Consider the following 21,515-nt stretch of genomic DNA (forward strand, 5'->3'; position numbering starts at 1 on the left):
GCTACCAGGCGAACGCGCCCATGGTCGCAGGATCAGAAGGCCCAACCCAATTGCGGCGCACGGTCGGTGGTGAACGCCGCGTCGAACGCGCGCAGCGCCGCCGGATCCTCGACCGTGATCCGGTGCGCGGCAGCGAAGGTGCTCGCCCGATGGGCACCGAAGTAGAGGCCGCCGAGAACATTGATATCGAAGGCGAGAATCGGCGACCGCGTCGTCGGCTCGCACTCGGCGATGCCGTCACGGATCCGCAGCGCGAAGTTCCCGCCCGCCTCGCGGAACGGATCGTGCACCGCCACGACGGTATCGAGGTCGGCGCGGTAGGTGCGGGCGGTCAAGGCCGCGGGGACATCCATGACCCGCGCCCACAGGGTGTCGCCGCGATGAGTCAATCGCACGGTGCGCGGATCGGTGAGCAGGTAGCCGAGCGGATCGTCCTCGGCGATCTCGGCTTCCACGGTGTCGACGAGGTCCAGGCCGAGCAGTACCCGCCACAGCGCGGCATGCGCGTCGCAGGTGAGCGCACGCAATTCCCGCACCGAGGCGATATCGCGGTTCTCGCGCCGCGAACGTCGATACAGGGCATAGCCGTCGGCGTGCAGCAGTACGAACAGCGTTGTCGCGCCCTGTCGGTGACGTTCCACATCGGCGAACAACAGGTCCCACTCGGCATCCGGACGAACCTGCGCCCCCGCCGTCACCGTCTGCCAGCGCTGATAGATCTCGCGGATACGCGCAACGGAGTCCGCCAACGTCTCCAACGTGACGCCGCCGGGATCGGGTGTGGTGGAACGGAATTCGACACGTCGCGTGTCGATGGCGATCGAGGTGGCGAGAACGGCCACCTCGTAGCCGAACCGCCCGTAGATCGTGCCCTCGCTGGCGGTGAAGACCGTCAACGGCAACCCGTCGGCCTCGGTCCGCGCGTGCTGGGCCCGGTAGAGCTCACGCAGAATCCCCCGCCGTCGATGCGTCGGCGCCACCGCAACCCCCGATACGCCACACGCTCGCACCGTTCGATCCCCCGGGACCGTGATCGTCATCGTCCGATCCACCGTGTGCCCGACGATCCGGTCGCCCTCCACCGCGACCAGCGACCGCTCGACCGGAAAGGTCCCGCCCCGGAATTCGCTCTCGTCACTGCCGTACCGCATCCCGAACCCGGCCTCCTGCAACCCGGTGATCGCAGCCGAGTCCGCGGGAGTACCCGCCCGAACGCACACGCTCTTCGTCGATGCCATCCTCGTACCCTGCCACGCCACCGGGTCGCGACACATCCGGTTTTCGACCGGGCAGGCCCCGTGCGCGGGGCTACGCCCAGTCGGTCAGCACGCTGATCAACTCGACAACCGAGCCAAGGGCCGAGGGCGCGGCAACCGAACCGGCCCCGCCGACCCGTAACGACACCGGCACACGATGGAATCGCACCGCAGCCGACCCCCACGCCACATCGGTGTGCGCGACGCCGTCCACGGCCTCACCCAGGTCGGCCTCGACCGACCACCGTTCGGCCGGTGTCACGACGACCGTCGGGTCTGTCGAGTCGCTGAGCCCCTGAGCCTGAGCGGTCGTGCGGCCGGTCAGCAACTCGATGACCGCGCCGATCGCGACCGGATCGCGGGTCCCGTCATAGATCCAGCGACGCCCGAGCACACCGTGCTCCGCGGTGCCGATCAGCGCTGCCTCGGCTCCCGGCAGCGGTGCCCCACGATAGGTCATCGGCACCTGATACAGCACCTGGTCAGGACCGCAATCGTCAGCGAACAGGACGAATTCGATCCCGACCTCGCCGGCCGGATCATCGAGGCGGAAGCCACCCGCTTTGGCCAAGCGTGGGGTCGGGCCCAGATACCAGTGCCGACTGGGCAACCAGGCCGCGACGAGATCGAGCTTGGACGGTATGACGGTGGTCTGGTGGATGACAGCCATCGGTGTGTCAGCCTTTCGTGATCATGGCGCGCAGGTCGGGCAGGGCACCGATCCGCTGGGTGCTCGGACGACCAGGGGCTTCGGTTTGCGGCGAGCCGGTGGTGCGCAACAGGGTTCGGATCTCGTCGGGGGTCGCGCGGGCGGACCCGGTGGCGCGCACTCCCTGGTAGGCGGCGATCGCGCCGACGACGATCGGGGACGCACTGGAGGTGCCGCTGAATTCGTCGGTGTACCAGAGGTCTTCGTCGGGACCGCCCTGCAGGTCGCCGTAGCCGGTCGTCGTGACTTCGCGGCCCCAGCCCTGGGCGTCGAGGCGGGTGCCGTGATTGGAGAAGTCCAGCCGTGAGCGGGCGGGTCCGTGGTCGCGGCCGTGCAAACCCGGCGGTGGGGCACCCGCGCCGACGAGGATCGCGCCGGAGTCGGCGGGGCCCGCGCGGAACGGGTTGTGCCAGCTCGCGGGGAAGTCACCGGGGCGCGAGTCGTAGACGGCGTCGTCGAGGTTCTCGCCGCCGTTGCCGCCCGCCTCGACCACGATGACGCCCCGGCCCACGGCGTATCGAATGGCGGCGAAGTCGTCGGGCCACCATTCGACGGCGATGTAGCCGCGCTGATCGGGGGTGGCCCGGTAGTCGAATCGCGGCCCGGGACGGTGCAGTTCGATGAGGAGGATGTCGCCGGGGTCCACCGCGTCGGCCGCCGCGCGGATCGCCGCGGCCGACCCGATCCCGAAGATGGAGATGGCCCTGATGTGGGCCTCGGGCGCGATCCCGGTGATACCGAACGCATTGAGGTCGCCGCTGATCTCGCCGGCGACAGCGGTGCCGTGATTGCGCCAACCCAGGTCGGCGGAGGTGGTGCCGCCGATCACTCCGCCCTGGTTCTGCCGCAGATCCTCGTGGGTGAACCGCCACGCGCCCTCCACGTCGACCACCCGCACGCCGGTGCCGAGCCCGCCGGGCCTGGCATGGGCCCACACGGCGTCGACCCCGTGCGGCGCGGCATCCAGATAGGCCTGTCTGACCCGGAAATCGGGCGTCACAGCGGGCGCTCGTGGTGCGACGACGTTCGCCGCGTGGGGCGCCAGCGGCGGTTCGGCTGCGGGTTTCACGTAGGCGGCGGCGACGGTGTCGTCTTCACGCAGCCGATGCGCGAGCTCCGCGAGATCGCCCAGTTCGCCGTGCACCGAGTAGTAGCTGAGGTACTCCCCCGCGACCGGCGCCTGCGGTGTGTCGGCCACGCGGGCCGCGAGCCGGTTGTCCGGACCGAAGATCGGCACCAGACGCGCGCCGGCGGGCAACAGTTCATCGACCCTGGTCCGCGCGGATCGGTTCGCACGCAGCGCGAGCGGCGTGATCTGCGGGCCGGTCGGGGTGGTGACGACGATCAGTTCGCCCGGCGCGGCAGACGACGCGGGCACCCCTGGCCGACGCTGTCTGCTGGATCGAGTGGAGGCCATGGCTACCAGTGAACCGTGACCCGCGCCCGCCCGCTGTGGTTCCGCCACACCGGCTTCCGCGACACGCCGTTGCGAACACGTCGACGAAAAGGTCAGCGGTCTCGTGGGAGTGAGACTGGTCCCGAATTCGGGTACTACCCTGTTCGTCGGTGAACGACGATGCGGGAGTAAGCGTTTCGTCTAGAATGATGCAGGGCGAGTTTCTCGCCCCGGTACCGCTCCTCGGGTACCAGCGTAAATCATCGCGATAGTTCCACCATCTCGGGAATTCCATCGGGTACGCAGTCACACAGGGGGTCAATCATGTCTACAGCTGTGGATTTCGCCGCCAGGCTCATCGAACCGCGCGCGATCGTCGCGGCCGGCCATTCGGCGGTACTCGCCTACATCTCGCCGAGTAGGCCGGGCGCGAACTTCGGCGCCAAACCGATCACCGCCGACTACGCTCGCGCGCTCACCGCCGCCGGGCTCGACATCGTCTCCATCTGGCAATACGGCAAGCCCGGCGACGCGACCCCCTCGGACTGGACGACCGGCTACGACGGCGGACGCCGGATGGCCGAACAGGCGTTGGCCACCCACCTGAGCGTGGGCGCGCCTCGACACGCACCGATCTTCTTCGCCGTCGACGAGGATATCTCGCTGTCGCAGTGGAACAGCACGGCCGTGGAGTTCTTCCGTGGCGTGAACTCGGTGCTGGGCAGCGCCTGGACCGGGATCTACGGGCACGCGCGGGTATGCGCGTGGGCGATCGAGGACGCAGTGGTCGGCGCGCGAGGACAATTCAGCTGGGCGTGGCAGACCCGGGCCTGGTCGGGAACCGAACGCGAACCACGCGCGGTGCTCTACCAACGCGTGATCGACACCCCGAGCAACCCCGGACCGATCATCGACAGCACCCGCGTCGACGTCAACGACATCCTCGCTCCCGACTTCGGTCAGTGGGCGCTCGATCGGTCGGTATCGGTGCCGCCGTTCACCGAGATCGACCGGCTCGGACCCTCGCATTCCTCGCGCGAAGGCGCCCGCATCACCAATTTCCTGTTGCACACCCAGGAAGGTAACGGGACCGCCGAATCCCTTGCCGCCTACCTGAACAACCCCGCCAACGGTGTGTCCTACCACTACACGCTGCGCGACGCGGTGGTGGTGCGGGTGGTACCGGAGGAACTCGCGTCCTGGTCGGTGCTCTCGGCGAATCCTTTCACGGTGAATCTGTGCTTCGCGGGCAGCCGCATCGCCTGGTCGCGCGCGCAGTGGCTGGCCATCGACGGTGATCTGCGGATCGCGGCGTATCTGGCTGTGCGCAGCGCGCAGCGGCACGGGTACTCGACCGAGGTGATCGAGCCGGATTACCACGTCGGCGACGGGATCTCCGACCATCGTTACGTCACGAGAGCACTCGGCATCGGCTCGCATACCGATGTGGGCCCGAACTTCCCGTGGGATGTGTTCGCCGCCCACGTCGCCTCGTTCGTCGGCGCGACCGAACCGACCGCGATCGATCTGCGCGCCGCCGCATCCCCCTGGCTGGGCGCACGCCGCACCACCGGCGAACTCAGCACACCGGACGGGGTGGGACGGTTCGCCGAGTTCGAGCACGGCCATGTGTATTGGCATCCGAGTACCGATGCCCACGCCGTCCCGACCGCGATCATGGACAAGTACGCGGAGTTGGAATGGGAGACAGGCCCCCTGGGATATCCGACCGCCGAGCACACCGAACTGCCCGATCCGCAAGGTTCGGGTCCCGGGCTGGCGCAAACGTTTCAGGGTGGCGCCGTCTACCGGCGCGCCGCGCAACCCGCGTACTGGGTGCACGGCGCGATCGGCGCGCGATGGGCGGCGGCCGGTCACGAGAACGGCGAGCTCGGCTGGCCCGCTTCCGATGAGACCGCCCACGATGACGGGGTCTATCAGTCGTTCGAGTTCGGCCGGATCTACTGGGTGCCCGAACAGATCGTCGCACTGCGTAATTCCGGCGAGCCCGACACCCCGCTGTCCCGGCCCGCCTGAGCGGTCAGGCCAGCAGGATCGCGAGGGTGGTGGCGCCGGCGCTCAGTAGCAGCGCCACCACCACGCAGATCGCGATCAGTCGCGTCCGTGAGGTGGGTCCGGTGTAGGTTTCGTCGGCGTTCAGCATGGCGTCGATGTCGATGGCGGCGAACTCACGCGTGGATTCGAGAGGGCCGGGCTGCTCGGTCATGTGCGTGACGCTAGTCCAGGTCGCCGCGCACCGTCGCCGATACCCCACTCGTGGTCGCGGCAGCCGGGGTGCGGGCGGTGGCGAGGAGTTCGTCGAGCTGCGCCTCCGCGCGTTGGGCACGGGCCAGCGTTTGCTTGCGGGCGTCGTCGAGTGCGGCCCACCGCTGCTCGGCTTCGGTGCGCAATTGTGCGAGTGCGGCCGCCGCTTCGTCGCGACGCTGCTGGGTTTCGGTGGCGGTGGTGCGGCGCAGCTCGGTGAGTTCGGTGCGGGTGCGATCGAGTTCGCCGCGCGCGGTGTCCAGGTCGGTGCGGGCCCGTCGCCACTCCTCGCGGGCTTCGGCGGCGGCCTCCACTCGTTCGGCGGTGGCTTGCTCGGCGCGTTCGGTGGCACGGTCGGCGTCGGCGGCGCGCTGGATCGCGAGGTCGCGTTCGGCGGTCGCGGCCGCGATCCTGGCCTCGGCATCGCGGCGGTGATGGGTGATCTCGGAGTCGGCGCGCTGCTGGGCACGGGCCACAATGTCGTCGGCTTCTTGTTTCGCCGAGTCGATCTCGTCGGCCGCGTGTTGTCGGGCGGCCCGCACCTGTGCCTCGGCATCGCTGCGGGCCGCGAACACATCGTCGGAAGCCTGGCGGGTGAGCGCGTCGACCGAGGCCACGACTTCGTCCCTGGCCGCGAGCGCTTCCCCGACTGCCTGCTCAGCCTGTTCCGCGGCCGCCACCGCCTCTTCGGCCACCGATTCCGCCAGCGCGCGAGCCTCTTCGGCCTCGCGCCGCGATTGTTCGGCTGCCACTGTCGCCATCTCCGCCTCGGCGATCCGTCGGGCAGCGTCGGCTTGGACCGCCTGGACCTGCGCTTCGGCCACCGACGGATCGCCGATAGTCTGCAGCTCGGCGACCGCCGCGTTCAACGTGGTCCCCAATTGCTCGGCCAGCCCACGGAACTGCCCGAGCAGCTCGTCGGCCCGCAACCGCGCCACTGTCACCGGCCCTTGAGTCGTCACAGTGACGGCCGCAGTGGCACCGTCGGACTCCTGTTGCTGCCGTTGCCTTTCCCGCCACGCCCGCCATCGCGTGTGATCGGGATGATCGCAGTATTCGGAGGGGCGACCCGGCCCACCGGCGCGGGTGATCGGACGGGCACAGCCCGGATAGTTGCATACGCTCGACACCGGAGAATCGTAGCGTTTGTTTCGTCACAATCACACGTAATGCACGAAACGAAATGCGTGTCGCCCCTTCGGGAGCCGAATTCGTCCGGCCGTGGTCTGACCCCCGATAAGTGAACATTATCGGAGGTCAGGCCAGAAGATAGTTTCGAGTGAACGCGGATGATTTACGTTTCCGTTTGGTCGCACTCTACGAAACGAAATAGCTACGAAACTGGGTGAAAACTGTGCACCCCTGCACGGACGTACCGTTTCCGGGCAGTCGCTGCACCACCGTCGGCACCACGCTCGAATTCGCCTGATCTTGCGCAGTTCGGCTGCCCGGACTACATCACCGGCCAACTCGCCCTTCGCGCGACTCGGCTCGGTTTCGTCGCCGATTCCTCTGGCGGCCGACCTCCGCTTCGGGTACGACTGGAGCGGAACAGAGGGGGAAACTGTGCGGGAATCCACGAGCGCGACACCGGCGATCGGGCAACGGGCGGGTGAGCGGCGCGTGCGGTCCACCGAGGAATGGCTGGCCTATTTCCGGCTGAACGCGCGGCGACAGCGCAAGATTCCGTGGCAATCGAGCGGGGTCGCGGCATCACCGGCCGAGCTGGCACCCCTGCGCCGGTCACTGCAGGCGTGGCAGCTCGGCGAAACATCGGATGGCCGACACCTGGCGGCGTCGGCCGACCGATTCGCCGCGGCCACCGGCGATCCCGCGTATCGCGAAGTCATCGACCTGTTCATCCGTGAGGAGCAACGCCATGGCGCGCTGCTGGGTCGCATCCTGGATGACGCGGGAATCCCACGGCGACAGGCTGATTGGGGCGATACGCTCTTTCGCAGGCTTCGGTACAGCATCACCGACATCGAGGTCTGGACCACCCCGGTCGTCATGGTCGAAGTCCTGGCGATGATCTATTACAACGCGATCCGTCGGGCTACCGGATCACCGGTCCTGCGCGCGGTCTGCGCCCAGATCCTCGCCGACGAGGTGCCGCATGTGCAGTTGCAATGCGAGCGGCTCGCGGTCCTTTTCCGGCACCGATCCCGTACCCGCTACCGCGCCACCATGCTCGCCCACCGTGTTCTGTTCCTCGCGGTCATGCTCCTGGTGTGGGTCGGCCACCATCGCGCGCTGCGCTCCGGCGGCTACAGCTGGACGCACTACCGCCGGGCCGCCTACGCCAAAATGAACCGCGCGTGGCAACGCATGGATCCACAACGCTACGTCTGGACCTGATTCCGCCCGCCGTGTTCTCGACGGGATCGGCCGCGCGCATCGGCCCGCTTTCGGAGGGTGTCGGCGCGCGGCCGAACACCGCACCGAGTCACCCTCCGCGGCTGTGACCAGTTAGTTCAGGGCCTGCCGGAAGTTCTAGGCGGTGTCGAACGGCTTCGAGGATTCGGCGGCGGCTTCGAGGTCGTCGATGGTGCCGGACATGATCGCCGGGATGTGCGCGGTGATGCGCTCGGCGGGCCAGTCCCACCACGCGACGGCCAGCAGGCGGGCGATGTCGCGGTCGTCGAAGCGGGTTCGGATGAGGCGGGCCGGATTCCCGCCGACGATGCCGTAGTCGGCGACATCGCCGGTGACGACGGAACCGGTGCTGATGATGGCGCCGTGTCCGATCCGCACGCCGGGCATCACTGTCACGCCGTTGCCGAACCAGACGTCGTTGCCCACGACGGTGTCGCCCCGGCCGGGCAAGCCGACGAGCAGGTCGAAGTGGTCCGACCAGGAGCCGCCCATGGTGGGGAACGGGAAGGTCGAGGGTCCGTCCATCCGGTGGTTGGCCCCGTTCATGATGAACCGCGTACCGGTGCCCAGCGCACAGAACTTCCCGATGATCAGTTTCTCGGGACCGTAGTGGTAGAGGACATTGCGGGTTTCGAAGGCGGTCGCGGCGTCGGGATCGTCGTAGTAGGAGTAGTCACCGACCTCGATGAGCGGCGAGGTGACCAGCGGTGCCAACAGCACCACGCGCGGTTGGCCGGGCATCGGATGCAACACCGTGGGGTCGGCGGGAACAGGCGAGCGATCGTGCGACACAGCGGAACTCCTTCTTCGCAGGGGCGTACGCGGGCATCGCGGCCGATGTCGGATCGGGTGGCGGCGGACGTCGGGATCATCGTCGAGCGCGGCGAACTGCTCGCCCGCGTCGCCGCACGCGCCCCGTTGATCGTTGCCGCCCCGGTCTATCACTATCCGGTCCCGCTTCGCACGCACACCGCGCGGCTGCCGACGCTACCCTTGCCGCAGCCGCACGCGTGTTCACCCGCCAGGCGATCCTTGTCGCGGTGGACGAGGTGGTGCGCGCATGGCCTCGGGCGCACCACCTCGCTGTTCGCCGGGCGCTAAACGAGGGTTGCGTGGCCGATGGTGACGTTGCCGTACAGGTTCCGTGCGACAACCTGGACGGTCGCGCCGCCCTCGGGCGACCCCTCGATCGGTTCCAGCCGGTTCAGCACACTGCCGCGCAGCGCGTTGGCTTCCAGCCGTGCCGCGCTGCCCGGCCGGATCCCCACCTCGAGATCGCCCATCGAGGTGTCCAGTCGCAGCACCCCGCGCACCGCGTCGTCGACACGGATGTCGCCCTTGGCGGTCTTCGCGGTCACCGAGCCACCCGGGCGCTCGATGACGATGTCACCGGCGCTGACCTCCAGGTCGCACCCGCTGAATTCGCCCGCGATCCTCAGCCGTCCCATCGCGAGGGTCGCGTCGAGAGCGGAACCGATCGGCACCTCGACGGTCACCGAGACCGACGGGTTGCCACCGAACGGGGTGAAGGACTTCCACTTCTTCGGAGCCTCGACCGTCAGCTTGCCATCGGTGAACTCGGCGCGAATCTGTTCGGCGGCACGAACGTCGGCCTTGCTGGAGGTATCGGCCGGTAGGACCACAACTACGGTGTCGGTTCGGTCGGAGGCGACCACGGCCACTTCGCCGCTGGGCACGTTGACGGCGACGGTGATCGGCTGCGGTGTCTGGAAAGTAGGCATCTGCGCTCCTTGGTTGCGGGTCGTGTACGTAGATGTATACGTACATCGTGTGCCATCACTATAAGTACATGTATACGTATAGCGCAACCGTGGGTTTTCCCCGACGCGACAGATCAGGGCGCGAGCCTGGCGATATCGGGCGCGTAGACGGTCATCCAGTGCGGACGCAGGCGGTAGTAGACGACGTCGTTGTCCCAGTCGAAGGCGCCGCCGCCGTAGAAGTCCTGGAAGTACGCGAGTAGCTCCGGCCAATCGGCGGCGGGCTCGCCGTCCAACGGGTTGAGAATCTCGACTGTGCCGTGCGTGAACACGCCCAGGTCCTCGCCGCGCAGGTGCGCGACGCTGGCGGCAGGCCTGACCGCGAGGTGGCGGGCCTTCGCGGCAGCGCGCGCCGTGCCGAAGTGCCATCGGCCGCGCAGGAAATGCCCGTCCGCCCCGCTGATCCGCGGTTCGCCATTCGCCGTCACCGTCGACAGCGCCAGGGTGCACATCCCGGTGAGGGTCTGGGTCAGCTGCTCTGCCGTCAGCGTGTTCTCGGCGTCGATGATCGAGCGCAGGTGCGCTGTCGAACCGGTGAGCGAGGCGTCGAGGAGTGCCTGAAGCTCTGCGAGGTCTTCCGGAGTTTCCCGCAAGGAAGTGCCCTGTCTGTCGTGGGGTGTCGATCAGTGGTTCCCATCCTCGTCCGAAACCTTGACACCTTGTGTCAGCTTTTCTCTAGGCTGTTCAGGAAGAACTCCCGAATGTCGGCGGCGAGCAGGTCGGGCACCTCCATCGCGGCGAAGTGACCGCCGCGGTCGAACTCCGACCAGTGCCTGATGTCGTAGAGCTGTTCGGCCAGCGGGCGCACCGACTGGGTGATGTCGTGGGCGAAGACTGCGACGCCGAGGGGTACCGGGCACGGCTCGGCGCCCCTGGCGGACTCGCGATGCAGACGGGCCGAGGACGCCGCGGTGGCGGTGAGCCAGTACAGGGAGACGTCGGTGAGCATCCGGTCGTCGCTGATCGGCGAGCGTGGGTCGGTCCAGTGCGCGAACCGTTCGGCGATCCAGGCCAGTTGGCCGACGGGCGAATCGGTGAGCGCGTAGCCGATGGTCTGTGGGGTGGTGGCCTGCAGTGCCTGGTAGGGCGGCCGATTCGCCATCAGCTGCTTGACCTTGCCGAGGCGCGCCTCATCGGCTTCGGAGAGTTCGATATCCGGGTTCGGCCGCGTCGGCAGGTAGTTGACGTGAACGCCGACAACGTTGTCCGGTGCCACCGCCCCGAGCGCCTGGGAGATGCCCGAGCCGAAGTCGCCACCTTGGGCGCCGTAGCGCTCATAGCCCAGGCGCCGCATCAATTCGGCCCAGGCGCGCGCTACCCGCGTGATATCCCAGCCGCGCTCGCTGGTCGGTCCGGAGAAGCCGTAGCCCGGGATCGACGGGATCACCAGATGGAAGTCGCGCGACAGCGGTTCGATCACGTCGAGGAATTCGAGGAAGGAGCCGGGCCAGCCGTGGGTGAGGATCAGGGCGAGCGCGTCAGGCTTCGGCGAGCGGACATGGACGAAATGGATTCTCTGGCTGTCGATTTCGGTGGTGAAGTGCGCGAGCTCGTTGAGGTTCGCCTCGTGCGCTCGCCAGTCGTAACCGGTGCGCCAGTATTCGGCGAGTTCTTTGAGCCGCGCCAGCGGGAAACCGTAGTCCCAGCCGGCGTCGGCGAGCTCGTTGGGCCAGCGGGTCCGGGCGAGGCGGTCGTTGAGGTCGTCGATATCGGCCTGGGGGATGTCGACGCGGAACGGCTCGATCATGGTCTCAACTCCTTTGTCGGCCCAATGTTCGGGCAACTAATGTTTGTGCCACCAACGATATCGCAATCGTTGGTGGCGCAAACGATTTGTTAGAGTTGTCACATGGAGCGCCCACACCGACCGACCAGCTGGGAAACCCTGCCCACCTGGCTGCTCACCCACACCGCGAACCACGCCCACCGCCTGGTCAGCGAGGGTTTCGCCGCCGTCGACGCCCGTGGCTATCATTACCGGCTCCTGGCCGCCCTCGACGAGTTCGGCCCCGCCAGCCAAGCCACCCTCGGCCGGCGCAGCGGAATCCACGTCAGCGACATGGTCGCCACCATCAACGAACTCGCCGACCATGACCTCGTCGAGCGCACCCCCGACCCCACCGACCGCCGTCGCAACGTCATCACCCTCACCGCCCCGGGCAAACGCCAACTCCGTCGCCTGGAAAAGCAACTCGCCCACAGCCAAGAAGAACTCCTCGAACCGCTCTCCCCCACCGAGCGAGACCAGCTGACGCACCTGCTGTCGACCCTGCTGAACCATCACAACCGGCGAACCGGCATCGACGACGAGCGGGCACCCCGAACCTAGGCGGTCGGCGCGAGGCGATCGGATGCCATCACACCGCCAGCTCGCACACCAGCATCTCGTTCGCGCCCACCTGGAACTCGTACTCCACCCGCACAATCCGGCCCTCGATGCCCGACACCGACAGATCGGCGAGCAACATCTCGAGTTGCGGATACCGCTGCGAGGAGCCGATCGGCATCAAGGGAAACAGCCGAATCTCGGAGGTAGCGACACGCGCCAATTCGATGATCGATTCGCGGTGGAAGGCGTAATCGAGGTCGTCGGCGTAGCTGAACAGCAGGTGGGAGCTCAGGACCAAATCGAAGGTGTTGTCGGCGAACGGCAGTGCGGGCAGCCTGCCTGGGACGTAGCGGTGCGGGAATGCTCGAGTGTCGGTGGCGAAGTGCTCGGCCGACTCGCGACGGGCGCGATGGTGTTCCCCGGGTCGGCGAAGAAAGTCCAGCGGTAAGCGTCGGCGTGCTCGCGCACATAGCGGTTGCCACGATCGGCCTCCGCGACCGCCGTCGCGGCGACCCGGTCGATACCACTGTCGAAATAGGCTATGTCGCAGGCGGTGACATCACCGCCGCGGCGGCTGACCTCGGCGGCGAATCCGGCCGCACCACCGGGGCAGTCCAGAATCCGGCGCTCGAGATCGTGGTCGGTGAGCGCGAACATCGCCTGGTACTCGCGCAGCGAGCGCGAGCTGACGAGAATCTCGCCGAAGCCACCGGTCCCCGGCGAGGTGTCGTTGTCGATCATGGTCGTCCTTCCATTCCGGGACCGCCCGTCAGGCCGGAACAGATGTCGTCACGACAGATCTGGCCGCCCTGGAGGCGGCCGAGCACAACTCGGTCAGCCGCTAGGTCAGCGGCCACCACAGTTGCGCGAACATCATCACCGGAAGATTGAACCACGCGAGAGTTCGCTCGAGTAGGAGATTTCCGCGCTCTGACGGATCATGTGGCGGTGAATCAAGATCGATGGAGAACCCAGGCGACGGAATTCGCCGGCACGCTCGAGATCCGAATGCTGGTCCGGCACCTGGTCGTGATGATCGGCGGCCCGAAGTGAGCCCGACCGAACTCGCGGCTGACCTGGATGAACGGCAGTTCGCCCGGTACGAATGCCCCTGCTGCGCCGAGCCGATCGAGCGCACCTGGAACATGATCACCCGCGACGGAATCGCCTACGCGGCGTACTTCGCCAACAGCTACCACCACACCGACCAAGCCCACGACACCTGGATCGACGTCATCCTGGGGACCTGGGACTCCGAATCCGATGACGATCACGTAACTTTCGGTTGCCGCGTCGGCCCGGTACAGAGCAACCCGTCCCCCGCGGCGACCCTGGTCCAAGCATGCCTGGACGGATCCGCCGATGATGTACACGGGACGGTGCTCTCGCGAAGGGACGGCCTGGCCCACCCGCGCCTACCAGAATTCTGGGATGTCGTCGACTTCGTCCTGGCCAACGACCCGACCGTCACCGCTCACCTGTACGGGTAGCCAAGGGGTCATCCGGTGCGGATGACCCCGCGTGTATCAGCCGACTGGGCTGTGCCCCAACAGAACTCGCCCACTGAAACGAGTCTGCTTGGCGCGCGGCAACGGGTGGAACTGGCAGCCGTGGATATCGCGGTAGAGCCGTTCGAGGTCGCAGGCGCGGGAATAGCCCGCGCCGCCGGTGGCCTCGATGGCCAGCCGGACGGTGGTGATGAGCGCGTCGGCCGCGACAGTCTTGCGGCACAGCGCACGGGCGGCGTAGGTATCGGTGTTGGGGAAGTTCAGGTTCTCCGACGCGATGAACATGGCATCGATGAGGTCCTCGGCGGTGGTGTAGGCGTTGAGCATCTCGCCCGCCGACTGCACCGTGTGGGCGTCGGACCGACCCTCCAGCAGACTCGCGGTGAGCTCGACAGCGGCGTCGGCGACCCCGAGGTAGGCGGCCAGAACCAGGGGAAGAGCCGCGCCGATCACCACATTCAGCACCGGCGGCCACGGACCGGCCGGGCGGGTCATCGAGATCGCGGCATCCGGTACGAACACCTCGTCGAGCACGACCGTATGCGAACCGCTCGCCCGCAGACCGAACGAATCCCAGGTCTTGTCGATGCTCACCCCCGCGGCGGCCAACGGTATCGCGAAATGCAGCACCTCCCCGTCACAGCGAACACTGGTGACGAGCACGTCGCCCACCTCGCATCCACTCGCGGGCGCCTTGCGCGCGCTCACCCGACACCCACCATCCACGCGCACGGCCTGCCCGTTGGAATCGACCCAATCCGAGGCGCCGGTACTGACCAGAATCGCCCCACCGGCCACCTTCGCGAACACCGCCGAAGCATCCACCCCGTGGTTGTGCCGCCACACCTGCGCGGCTACCAGGTGCGAGTGCATCGCGAACGCGACCGCCGTCGACGGATCATGCCTGCCGAGTTCGCGCAGAATCTCCCCCATCTCCCGATGAGAGGCGCCCCCACCGCCGAACTCGACCGGCACGAGCGCCGCGGACAGACCGCTCGCCCGCAATCGATCGAACGCGGCGACCGAGATCTCGCCGGTGCGGTCGCGCTCAGCGACCTCGAGTCGCAAGGTTTCACCGATCTCGCGGGCCACCGAAACCCGGTCGGTGCTGGACGTGGTGTCAGAAATTGTGGAAGTCATGTTTCGAAGGTAGGAAGCGCCGCGATAACCAGATAGTCCAGAAAGTGGACTCTCCCGGTCCAGAAAGCGGACCCCGTCGATACGACGCAGGAGCAAACGCCGACCACCGAGGTGCCCATGACGATCACGACCGCAGGCTACGGCCAGTACTGCCCCATCTCCCGCGCTCTCGACGTGCTCGGCGAGCGGTGGTCGTTGCTCATCCTGCGCGACCTGTTCCTCGGCACCACCCGCTTCAACGACCTCGCGCGCGGCCTACCGGGCCTGTCGCGCAGCCTGCTCGCCAAACGGCTGCGTCAGTTCGAACGCGCCGGACTCATCGACAAAATCGGCGCCGATCACCTGCTCACCGAAGCGGGCAGCCAACTCGAACCCATCCTGTTCGGCCTCGGCGAATGGGGCGCGCGCTGGACCTTCGGCGCACCACAGGAGGAAGAACTCGACGCCGCCCTGCTCGTGTGGTGGATGCACACCCGCGTCGACACCTCGATGCTGCCCGGCAGACGGCAGGTGCTGCACGTCCGGTTCACCGACGACGTTCGCCGCTTCTGGATCGTGATCGAAAGCGCGGTGCCGTCGGTGTGCGAGACCGATCCCGGCTACCCCGTCGACGTCACGATCAGCGCGGATGTCGCCGGACTCTACGAGGTGTGGTTGGGGCGCATGCCGCTCACACACGCGCAACGCACGGGACGGATCACCTTCACCGGCCCGGCCGCGCTGACCCGCCGCATGCCCGCCGTGTTACGGCTGAGTCCGGTGGCCGGCTACGTCGCGACCACGGCCCACCCGGAACAACGGACCCGCGCGTCGTGAGACGAAAAGTACTGCCGCTCAGCTCGATACAGCCCGCCCGGCGATTTCCATCGCCCAGCGGTACAACGCTACCGGATCTCCCAGCGTCGCTCGCGCTTCAGGTCGCGTGAGAACGCCGTTCGCCGCGGACAACAGGTCGTAGAGGTTCAAATGCACCCACTCCCACAGCATGCTGTCGAAGTTGTAGGACATCATCGCCCGTTCGACGCGACCACGGATCTCGACGATCTCCTGCGCGGCGAGTCCCACCCCGAGCAACCGCGCTTCGGTCGCCCGCTGGTCCTCGTCATCGAACCAGGTGTCGAGAAACGGTTCGAGCAGATCAGCCCAGACATCGAGGCGCCGTCGCACCGCGATCGTGTTGCGTCGGCAGAAATCGTCGAGCGCGGGTCGATGCTCGGCGTGCACGAACAGCATTTCACCGGTGACGGTACGCAGGTGTGGGGGTATCGCGCCCGGATCGGCTTCGGTGATCGCCGATACCTCGATCACCCCGTCGGGGTACACCAACGCGCCCGCGAAAGGGTAGTCGACGAAACGAATCTCCGTGTCGGCGATGTCCACCTGCATCACTCCATGATGTCGAGTCGAACACGCTCCGACCGGGCGTCATGAACAATATGGAACAAAACGTGTCGGTCATCACTACTTGTCACGTCATGTTGGCAGCCGCCGTAATCAAAACGTTAGGATTCGACCATGGTGCGTACCGGAGCAGTAACCTCACAGCCGTACGAGCCGAATGCTTCACTGCCCCAACATCATCCAGCGCGCCTCGAACTCGTCAGCGAAGCCGCGGGCGCCCCTCCGGCACCAGCCGCGGAGGTCGACGACAACTTCCCGCGCCTCGGCGACACCAGCTTCCTCACCGGCGCGGCCCGACACCGCCTCGCCGCCTACATCCACACCCAGCTCGCCGAACTCGAAGAGATGCCCTGACAGCGCGCCGATGGCATAAGCTGCGACGCCGGTAACCATCGGCGACAGCGGCGATTCACCCGAGGAGATGCGAGCTTGAGCGACGCAGCGGTGGTGCTTCCCGAGCAAGTCCGCACCGAACTGCGGCGCGGAGTGCGCAGCGTCCTCGTCGACACCGCCGCCCTGCGCCTGGTCCGCGAACGCTTCGACGACACCCAGGCAGGCGCGCTGCGCCGCTACCTCGAAGCGTCCCAATCGGCGAACACCCTGCGCGCCTACCGCACCGACTGGATCGCCTGGGCAGGCTGGTGCGCGGCCGAACACCGACAGGCACTGCCCGCCGATCCACTCGACGTAGCCGTCTACATCGCCGCCTCCGCCGACGCCCGACGAGGAAACGGCACATGGGCATTCAGCCCCGCCACCCTGGACCGCAAGTCCGCCGCCATCGCCGCGGTCCACGCCGCCAACGGACTTCCCTCCCCGACCCGCTCCGACGTCGTCCGGCTCACCCTGCGTGGCATCCGCCGCACTCGACGCACCCCGCCGACCCGCAAACGACCGGTCCTGCTGCACACCCTCGACCAGCTGCTCGCCGAACTCCCCGAACCCGGCTGGCCCACCGAACCCGCACGCCGCCGCGACAGGCTGGCACTGCTGGTCGGCTTCGCCGGCGCACTGCGCCGCAGCGAACTCGCGGGCCTGCGCATCGGCGACGTGCACGCGCGCACCGACCACACCACCGGCGAACCACTGCTCGTCGTCCACCTACCGACCACGAAAACCGACCCGACCGGTGTCGCCGAACAGCGCATCGCCCTGCCCCGTGGCAAACACCCACGCACCTGCCCGATCTGCGCGTTCGCCGACTGGGTCCGGCTCCTGGAAATCCGCGCCGACACCGGCGACACCGGCACCCGATCCTGGACAACCGACAACCTCGCCACCGACCCCACGATCCACCGCTGCCACGGCTTCACCGGAACCCGGCTCAGCACCGACTCGGACCGGCCACTGTTCCCCACCATCAACCGGCACGGCTCGATCGGCGACTCCGCACTGTCGGGCCGAGCCGTCGCCGAGCTCGTCAAGCGCTACGCGGCCCGCGCCGGCCTCGACCCCGACCTGTTCTCGGGACACTCCCTGCGCGCCGGCTTCGCCACCCAGGCCGCCCTCGGCGGCGCCAGCGACCGCGAGATCATGCGCCAGGGCCGCTGGGCCAACCCCCGCACCGTGCACGGCTACATCCGCACCGCGAACCCCCTCGAAGACAACGCCGTCACCAAACTCGGCCTCTGAATCCGCGCTCAGGATCGGTCCGCGGCGCTTAGCCCTCCCCATCCGGCTAGCGGAAGACGCCGTCACCGGCGACGCAATCAGCGGCGGACAGCTCGGCCTCGGCGCGGGCGCGGTCCGTGCCCACTGGGGGTCCAAGTAGCATCCGCCGAAAATCGGGCGGATATGGCGTAGTTGCTGGTCCAGGTCATCAATTCGGGGATGGCGCTGGGCGGTCGAGGTGGCGGTAGATGGTTTTGCGGGAGACGCTGAACGTTTCGGCTATCTGAGCGACCGTGTAGCGGCATTTGCCGTGTCCGTCGGTTTCGTCATGCATCTGGCGTGCTTTGAACGCCTGCAACTCCGTCAGTGCTCGCCGGGCGCCGACAGACCGGCACGCCCTGCAGTCAATCCGAGTCCTCCCCGTCCGTGTAGGCCCCGGCCTGGACGAACTACTGTCGGGGTCGGGGGCCAACACGGCTGCTCGCGGGACGCACTGTTGGTACTGCGCCGTAGCCGCATGGTCAGTCCGAGGCGACGTGATCCTGGTACTGATCGACAAGGTGCCGGTAGAAGCCATTACTCGGGTCCTGAATCGAGATGGGCCGCAGACCGAGGCTGACGTGCCCTCCAACCGCAGTCGAGTACCCGTCCCTGTCGACTCCGAGATCGGCCACAATCGCTTGCGTCAGTTCGTCTAGCTCGGCATCGGTCGCGTAGACGGCCAGGCTGCATTCGACTGGCAAGGTCGACGGGTCGATATTCTCTCCGAACGCCCTCTGCGCGAATGCCGCGATCTCGATGGATGGACCGTACTCGGTGTAGCAGGGAATGCGGTTCACCCCGCGGACGCGGTGAGCACTCTCCTCGAGAGCTCGTGCGATCGGGGGGATTTCTTCGCTGTCGACGGAATCGTGCGTCGTCGTTCCTGGCCCCAGGCCGACCACGATCTGCCAGACCGAGCGGTCATCGTCGTCGTCCATGCGCGACCCTTCTGTCATTTACTTCTTCCACGTCTTTTCTGTGTTGCAGTGCTTGACTTTCCATCCGCGCTCTGCGGCGGCTTGGGCTTTGGCCTTGGCATCCTTCACTGCATCGACCTCGTTCACCCTCGGACTCGAGCTGCTTGACCCGGGCCGCCAGCAGACTGGTTTTCCCGCTACCTTCGAACTTCTGCGGACCCTTGGCGTGTGGATGATCGCAGCAGCCCCGGACATCTGTGGCCCACAACGATTAGCGGCCACCCAGGAGGTTGCCCGGGCGGCCGCTAACTTCTGTCTGACGGTCTGGTGTGGTCGGATCGGTGGACGATCACTCGTCGGTGATGCTGGTCGAGCAGGTCACGCTCAGGAGCGCTGGGCGTGGTTCTGGCCTGCGCACGCACAGTCCCGCTTGATCACGACCCTGGTGACGTTGCCACCGACGCTGTAGTAACGGTTGCTCTGCGCTCCCGCACTCCAGACCAACGCCCCGCCCGAGTTGTACATCCACACCGAGTACGTGGTCGAGCAGATCGAGCCACCACAGTTGCGGTTCGCCCACAGATTCAGAGTGAAGGCGGGGTGACCGTTCGGCCAGTTCATGGTGGTGGTCACGTCCGAATCGATCGCACCCCACGCATTGTTATAAGTGCCCGCTGACGCGACGCCGGAACTCGCTACCGAAACCGCGAAAGCAGCCATACATCCGGCAACGAGCACACGTGCCCTGGTCATCGAGAGAATCCTGGTCACCACACAACCCCCTTGTGGTAGATGAAAATTAGGCTGCATCGAACGGTACGGGGACCGCGCGCGCCCGGGTATCGGCCGAACGACCGACCTGCCCCGCTCGGCACCGGCTGTACCCTCACCAGCCTTCGAGCTGAGATCGTCGACACCACCCCATCGCGGACAGATCGACAGCGGCTACGTGCTAGTGGCCGCCTCCGCCGAGCAGGTACGAAACCCGCGCGGCTGCACGCTGATACGCATCAAGTGCGGCCGGATCTCGTCGGCGCGCTGATACCCAGGCCGGCCAGTCGTGCTAGCTGGCTGGGCTACTGCTGCTACCAGTCACCAGCTGCGTATTTGTCCTCGCCGTCAACCGCCATCTGACCGACCGTCGGCAGGGACGACAGCGAGAAGACGGTCGATAGCCCAGTCCGGGAACAGTTCTCGCGGGTAGATCCACAGGCCGCCGCCGAAAAGAATCACCGCGTCAGCCGTGCAACGAATCGACTGAATCTCTTCGAATCGGATATCGACGCGGTAGATATCGGTACGAATCTCGAAGCCACCATCATAGAAACGAGAGGACAGGGATTGCCCCGATCCCACAAAGCGGGCTACAGCGGTTCGCCCGCTTCGTATACGGGCAAAGACCCAGGCCAGGTAGACAACCGCGAAGGCGGCAATACCGGTCACGCCTGGAATCAATGCGTGCGCCCCTCCGCAATCCACACGGTCGTCAAGATCAGCGGACCCATCACAGCCAGCAGAATCCCGAGATTGTGAACGGGCCGTCCGGTGTACGCGCTCACCAGCTTCCGTGTGGTTTCCGGACCCGCGACGAAGACCGCGGTCGGCGTATCCAGAGGTGGGATCGGTGGCAGGTCCCGGGCGGGCGGTCGCGTCGTCGGGCGGGCCGGGCGTCGCCGGAACCAACCGCGGACCATCGTGCGAAGGTAGGCGACCGTGTGGTCCGGGAACAGTTCACGGGGGTAGGCGATGCAGAGGCCGTCGTACTCGATGACTACGACATCGGAGCCCGCGTGGATACGGCGGATACAACCGTAGCTGAATCGGGCGTGGCCGCTCGCCTGCACAATATCAACGGCATCGGGGCCGAACTGGGACGTCAAGACCTGGCCACGGCTCGCGTAGCGTGCGATCCGCGCAGCGAGTCGGCGCACCCTACGGCCATAATCGGCCCAATATACGGCGCACGCCAGGAAGACCACAATCACGGCGGGCACGAACCCTGCCATCAGCCCGACGATGCCGAATATCAGGCTCGCCAGAACAAGCAGCTGTATTCCGGTAGCCAAGGAGAACACCGCGTATTTCATGGCGGCCCGCGCCAGGAGATCGGCTGTCTCATCCTGGGCGTGAAAAACCGCAGTGGGCTCAGGCAGTGATGAGCCGGCGGCAGGCCCAGCTGGTAAGGGAACTACGGGCTCCCGCACTTCGAAATCATCGGAACCACTATCAACTGTGCCATCCACCCGGCGAGCCTAGTCTTCGCGCCAAGGTTGCGAACCAGCCTCGGCTCTCAGAAATCTACGACAACGCCGAAACCGGTCCACCACCTGCTGTCGGGCGAGACGGCACTCAGGCGAGGTCCGCCCGAAATACAGCCGATACCGCGGCTACCCCCGCTGCTTCGGGCACGTGCAACGACCGGTACGCACACGACACCGTGATCGCCGAATACCCCCAGGGGTATGATGTAGTGAGGCCGGAGAAGGGAAACCCACTGATGATCAGCAACGACGACGCACTCACTCAGGTGCTCAACAGACTGCGCCGCGCCCAAGGTCAGCTGGCCGGGGTCATCGCGATGATCGAGGACGGCCGCGACTGCAAAGACGTCGTCACCCAGCTCGCCGCGGTCTCCAAAGCCCTCGATCGCGCCGGGTTCAAGATCGTGGCCACCGGACTACGCGAATGCCTCACCGAAACCCCCGACGGCCGGCCCGCGCCGCTGAGCATCGACGAACTCGAGAAACTCTTCCTCGCCCTGGCCTGAACGAACCGACGATCTGG

At 66.9% G+C, this 21,515-nt stretch carries 25 protein-coding genes and 1 pseudogene; 9 read left to right on the forward strand and 17 right to left on the reverse strand.

Annotated features, from left to right (window positions below):
* Positions 1–32: 32 nt before the first annotated feature.
* From NA12_RS02720 to NA12_RS02730, 3 genes are all read right to left on the reverse strand, one after another.
* Complete coding sequence (locus tag NA12_RS02720; RefSeq protein ID WP_067447368.1) at positions 33–1,238, reverse strand: GNAT family N-acetyltransferase; 1,206 nt, start codon at positions 1,236–1,238, stop codon at positions 33–35.
* 70 nt (positions 1,239–1,308) lie between these two features.
* Positions 1,309–1,926 carry a maltokinase N-terminal cap-like domain-containing protein gene (locus NA12_RS02725; protein ID WP_067445600.1) on the reverse strand — a complete coding sequence of 206 codons (618 nt, stop codon included), beginning with the start codon at positions 1,924–1,926 and terminating at the stop codon, positions 1,309–1,311.
* A 7-nt stretch (positions 1,927–1,933) separates the two neighbouring features.
* Complete coding sequence (locus tag NA12_RS02730) at positions 1,934–3,382, reverse strand: S8 family serine peptidase (protein ID WP_084472434.1); 1,449 nt, start codon at positions 3,380–3,382, stop codon at positions 1,934–1,936.
* A gap of 303 nt (positions 3,383–3,685) precedes the next feature.
* Between NA12_RS02730 and NA12_RS34990 the strand changes: the two are divergent.
* A pseudogene (locus NA12_RS34990) lies at positions 3,686–4,339 on the forward strand (DUF1906 domain-containing protein); the annotation flags it as partial.
* A 492-nt stretch (positions 4,340–4,831) separates the two neighbouring features.
* Positions 4,832–5,398, forward strand: coding sequence for an LGFP repeat-containing protein (locus NA12_RS34995; RefSeq protein WP_255284067.1), 567 nt, complete (start codon positions 4,832–4,834; stop codon positions 5,396–5,398).
* A 4-nt stretch (positions 5,399–5,402) separates the two neighbouring features.
* Here the strand turns inward: NA12_RS34995 and NA12_RS02740 are convergent, their stop codons facing one another.
* Complete coding sequence (locus NA12_RS02740) at positions 5,403–5,588, reverse strand: hypothetical protein (protein WP_067445608.1); 186 nt, start codon at positions 5,586–5,588, stop codon at positions 5,403–5,405.
* Positions 5,589–5,598: 10 nt separating this feature from the next.
* Complete coding sequence (locus NA12_RS02745) at positions 5,599–6,570, reverse strand: coiled-coil domain-containing protein (protein WP_084472308.1); 972 nt, start codon at positions 6,568–6,570, stop codon at positions 5,599–5,601.
* A 622-nt stretch (positions 6,571–7,192) separates the two neighbouring features.
* Between NA12_RS02745 and NA12_RS02750 the strand changes: the two genes are divergently transcribed.
* A complete protein-coding gene (locus NA12_RS02750) occupies positions 7,193–7,984 on the forward strand; it encodes a ferritin-like domain-containing protein (RefSeq protein ID WP_243654888.1) in 792 nt (263 codons plus the stop codon).
* Between the two features lie 135 nt (positions 7,985–8,119).
* Here the strand turns inward: NA12_RS02750 and NA12_RS02755 are convergent, their stop codons facing one another.
* The 4 genes from NA12_RS02755 to NA12_RS02775 form a co-directional block, all read right to left on the reverse strand.
* The gene (locus NA12_RS02755) at positions 8,120–8,743 is read right to left on the reverse strand and encodes a CatB-related O-acetyltransferase (protein WP_067447372.1); all 624 of its coding nucleotides are present in this window, start codon (positions 8,741–8,743) and stop codon (positions 8,120–8,122) included.
* A 356-nt stretch (positions 8,744–9,099) separates the two neighbouring features.
* Positions 9,100–9,831 carry a DUF4097 family beta strand repeat-containing protein gene (locus tag NA12_RS02765; RefSeq protein WP_481354836.1) on the reverse strand — a complete coding sequence of 244 codons (732 nt, stop codon included), beginning with the start codon at positions 9,829–9,831 and terminating at the stop codon, positions 9,100–9,102.
* A 26-nt stretch (positions 9,832–9,857) separates the two neighbouring features.
* The gene (locus NA12_RS02770) at positions 9,858–10,376 is read right to left on the reverse strand and encodes a pyridoxamine 5'-phosphate oxidase family protein (protein ID WP_067445621.1); all 519 of its coding nucleotides are present in this window, start codon (positions 10,374–10,376) and stop codon (positions 9,858–9,860) included.
* A gap of 71 nt (positions 10,377–10,447) precedes the next feature.
* A complete protein-coding gene (locus tag NA12_RS02775) occupies positions 10,448–11,530 on the reverse strand; it encodes an epoxide hydrolase family protein (protein WP_067445623.1) in 1,083 nt (360 codons plus the stop codon).
* A gap of 102 nt (positions 11,531–11,632) precedes the next feature.
* On the opposite strand from NA12_RS02775, the gene NA12_RS02780 reads away from it, so the two are divergent.
* Entirely contained in the window at positions 11,633–12,112 is a 480-nt protein-coding gene (locus NA12_RS02780; RefSeq protein ID WP_067445625.1) for a MarR family winged helix-turn-helix transcriptional regulator, read from the forward strand.
* 28 nt (positions 12,113–12,140) lie between these two features.
* Here NA12_RS02780 and NA12_RS34930 read toward each other — a convergent pair whose 3' ends face one another.
* Together NA12_RS34930 and NA12_RS34935 are read right to left on the reverse strand one after the other, a co-directional pair.
* Complete coding sequence (locus NA12_RS34930) at positions 12,141–12,446, reverse strand: class I SAM-dependent methyltransferase (protein ID WP_307188338.1); 306 nt, start codon at positions 12,444–12,446, stop codon at positions 12,141–12,143.
* On the reverse strand, positions 12,401–12,853 hold the full coding sequence (locus NA12_RS34935; protein WP_307188333.1) for a hypothetical protein: 453 nt from the start codon (positions 12,851–12,853) through the stop codon (positions 12,401–12,403). Before NA12_RS34935 ends, NA12_RS34930 begins: the two co-directional genes overlap by 46 nt.
* Positions 12,854–13,161: 308 nt before the next feature.
* Here NA12_RS34935 and NA12_RS02790 point away from each other — a divergent pair, with 308 nt between their 5' ends.
* Positions 13,162–13,602, forward strand: coding sequence for a hypothetical protein (locus NA12_RS02790; RefSeq protein ID WP_067445627.1), 441 nt, complete (start codon positions 13,162–13,164; stop codon positions 13,600–13,602).
* 36 nt (positions 13,603–13,638) lie between these two features.
* Here NA12_RS02790 and NA12_RS02795 read toward each other — a convergent pair whose 3' ends face one another.
* Entirely contained in the window at positions 13,639–14,760 is a 1,122-nt protein-coding gene (locus NA12_RS02795) for an acyl-CoA dehydrogenase family protein (RefSeq protein WP_067445630.1), read from the reverse strand.
* 117 nt (positions 14,761–14,877) lie between these two features.
* Here NA12_RS02795 and NA12_RS02800 point away from each other — a divergent pair, with 117 nt between their 5' ends.
* Positions 14,878–15,576, forward strand: coding sequence for a winged helix-turn-helix transcriptional regulator (locus NA12_RS02800; protein ID WP_067445632.1), 699 nt, complete (start codon positions 14,878–14,880; stop codon positions 15,574–15,576).
* A gap of 18 nt (positions 15,577–15,594) precedes the next feature.
* On the opposite strand, the gene NA12_RS02805 is transcribed toward NA12_RS02800, so the two are convergent.
* Positions 15,595–16,146 carry a hypothetical protein gene (locus NA12_RS02805; protein WP_067445634.1) on the reverse strand — a complete coding sequence of 184 codons (552 nt, stop codon included), beginning with the start codon at positions 16,144–16,146 and terminating at the stop codon, positions 15,595–15,597.
* Positions 16,147–16,275: 129 nt separating this feature from the next.
* On the opposite strand from NA12_RS02805, the gene NA12_RS33480 reads away from it, so the two are divergent.
* Both NA12_RS33480 and NA12_RS02815 read left to right on the forward strand, forming a co-directional pair.
* On the forward strand, positions 16,276–16,515 hold the full coding sequence (locus NA12_RS33480; protein WP_132369842.1) for a hypothetical protein: 240 nt from the start codon (positions 16,276–16,278) through the stop codon (positions 16,513–16,515).
* 75 nt (positions 16,516–16,590) lie between these two features.
* Positions 16,591–17,793 carry a site-specific integrase gene (locus tag NA12_RS02815; RefSeq protein ID WP_067445638.1) on the forward strand — a complete coding sequence of 401 codons (1,203 nt, stop codon included), beginning with the start codon at positions 16,591–16,593 and terminating at the stop codon, positions 17,791–17,793.
* 500 nt (positions 17,794–18,293) lie between these two features.
* On the opposite strand, the gene NA12_RS02820 is transcribed toward NA12_RS02815, so the two are convergent.
* From NA12_RS02820 to NA12_RS02835, 4 genes are all read right to left on the reverse strand, one after another.
* Positions 18,294–18,752, reverse strand: a complete 459-nt coding sequence (locus tag NA12_RS02820; protein ID WP_067445640.1) for a hypothetical protein — start codon at positions 18,750–18,752, stop codon at positions 18,294–18,296.
* A 363-nt stretch (positions 18,753–19,115) separates the two neighbouring features.
* The gene (locus NA12_RS02825) at positions 19,116–19,484 is read right to left on the reverse strand and encodes a hypothetical protein (RefSeq protein ID WP_157106374.1); all 369 of its coding nucleotides are present in this window, start codon (positions 19,482–19,484) and stop codon (positions 19,116–19,118) included.
* 366 nt (positions 19,485–19,850) lie between these two features.
* Positions 19,851–20,174, reverse strand: coding sequence for a YcxB family protein (locus NA12_RS02830; RefSeq protein ID WP_132369844.1), 324 nt, complete (start codon positions 20,172–20,174; stop codon positions 19,851–19,853).
* An 8-nt stretch (positions 20,175–20,182) separates the two neighbouring features.
* Entirely contained in the window at positions 20,183–20,974 is a 792-nt protein-coding gene (locus NA12_RS02835; protein ID WP_132369845.1) for a hypothetical protein, read from the reverse strand.
* Between the two features lie 254 nt (positions 20,975–21,228).
* Between NA12_RS02835 and NA12_RS02840 the strand changes: the two genes are divergently transcribed.
* On the forward strand, positions 21,229–21,498 hold the full coding sequence (locus NA12_RS02840) for a metal-sensitive transcriptional regulator (RefSeq protein WP_067445649.1): 270 nt from the start codon (positions 21,229–21,231) through the stop codon (positions 21,496–21,498).
* Positions 21,499–21,515: the final 17 nt, after the last annotated feature.

Source organism: Nocardia alba NBRC 108234, from assembly GCF_001612665.1.
GTDB classification, from domain to species: Bacteria; Actinomycetota; Actinomycetes; order Mycobacteriales; family Mycobacteriaceae; genus Nocardia; species Nocardia alba.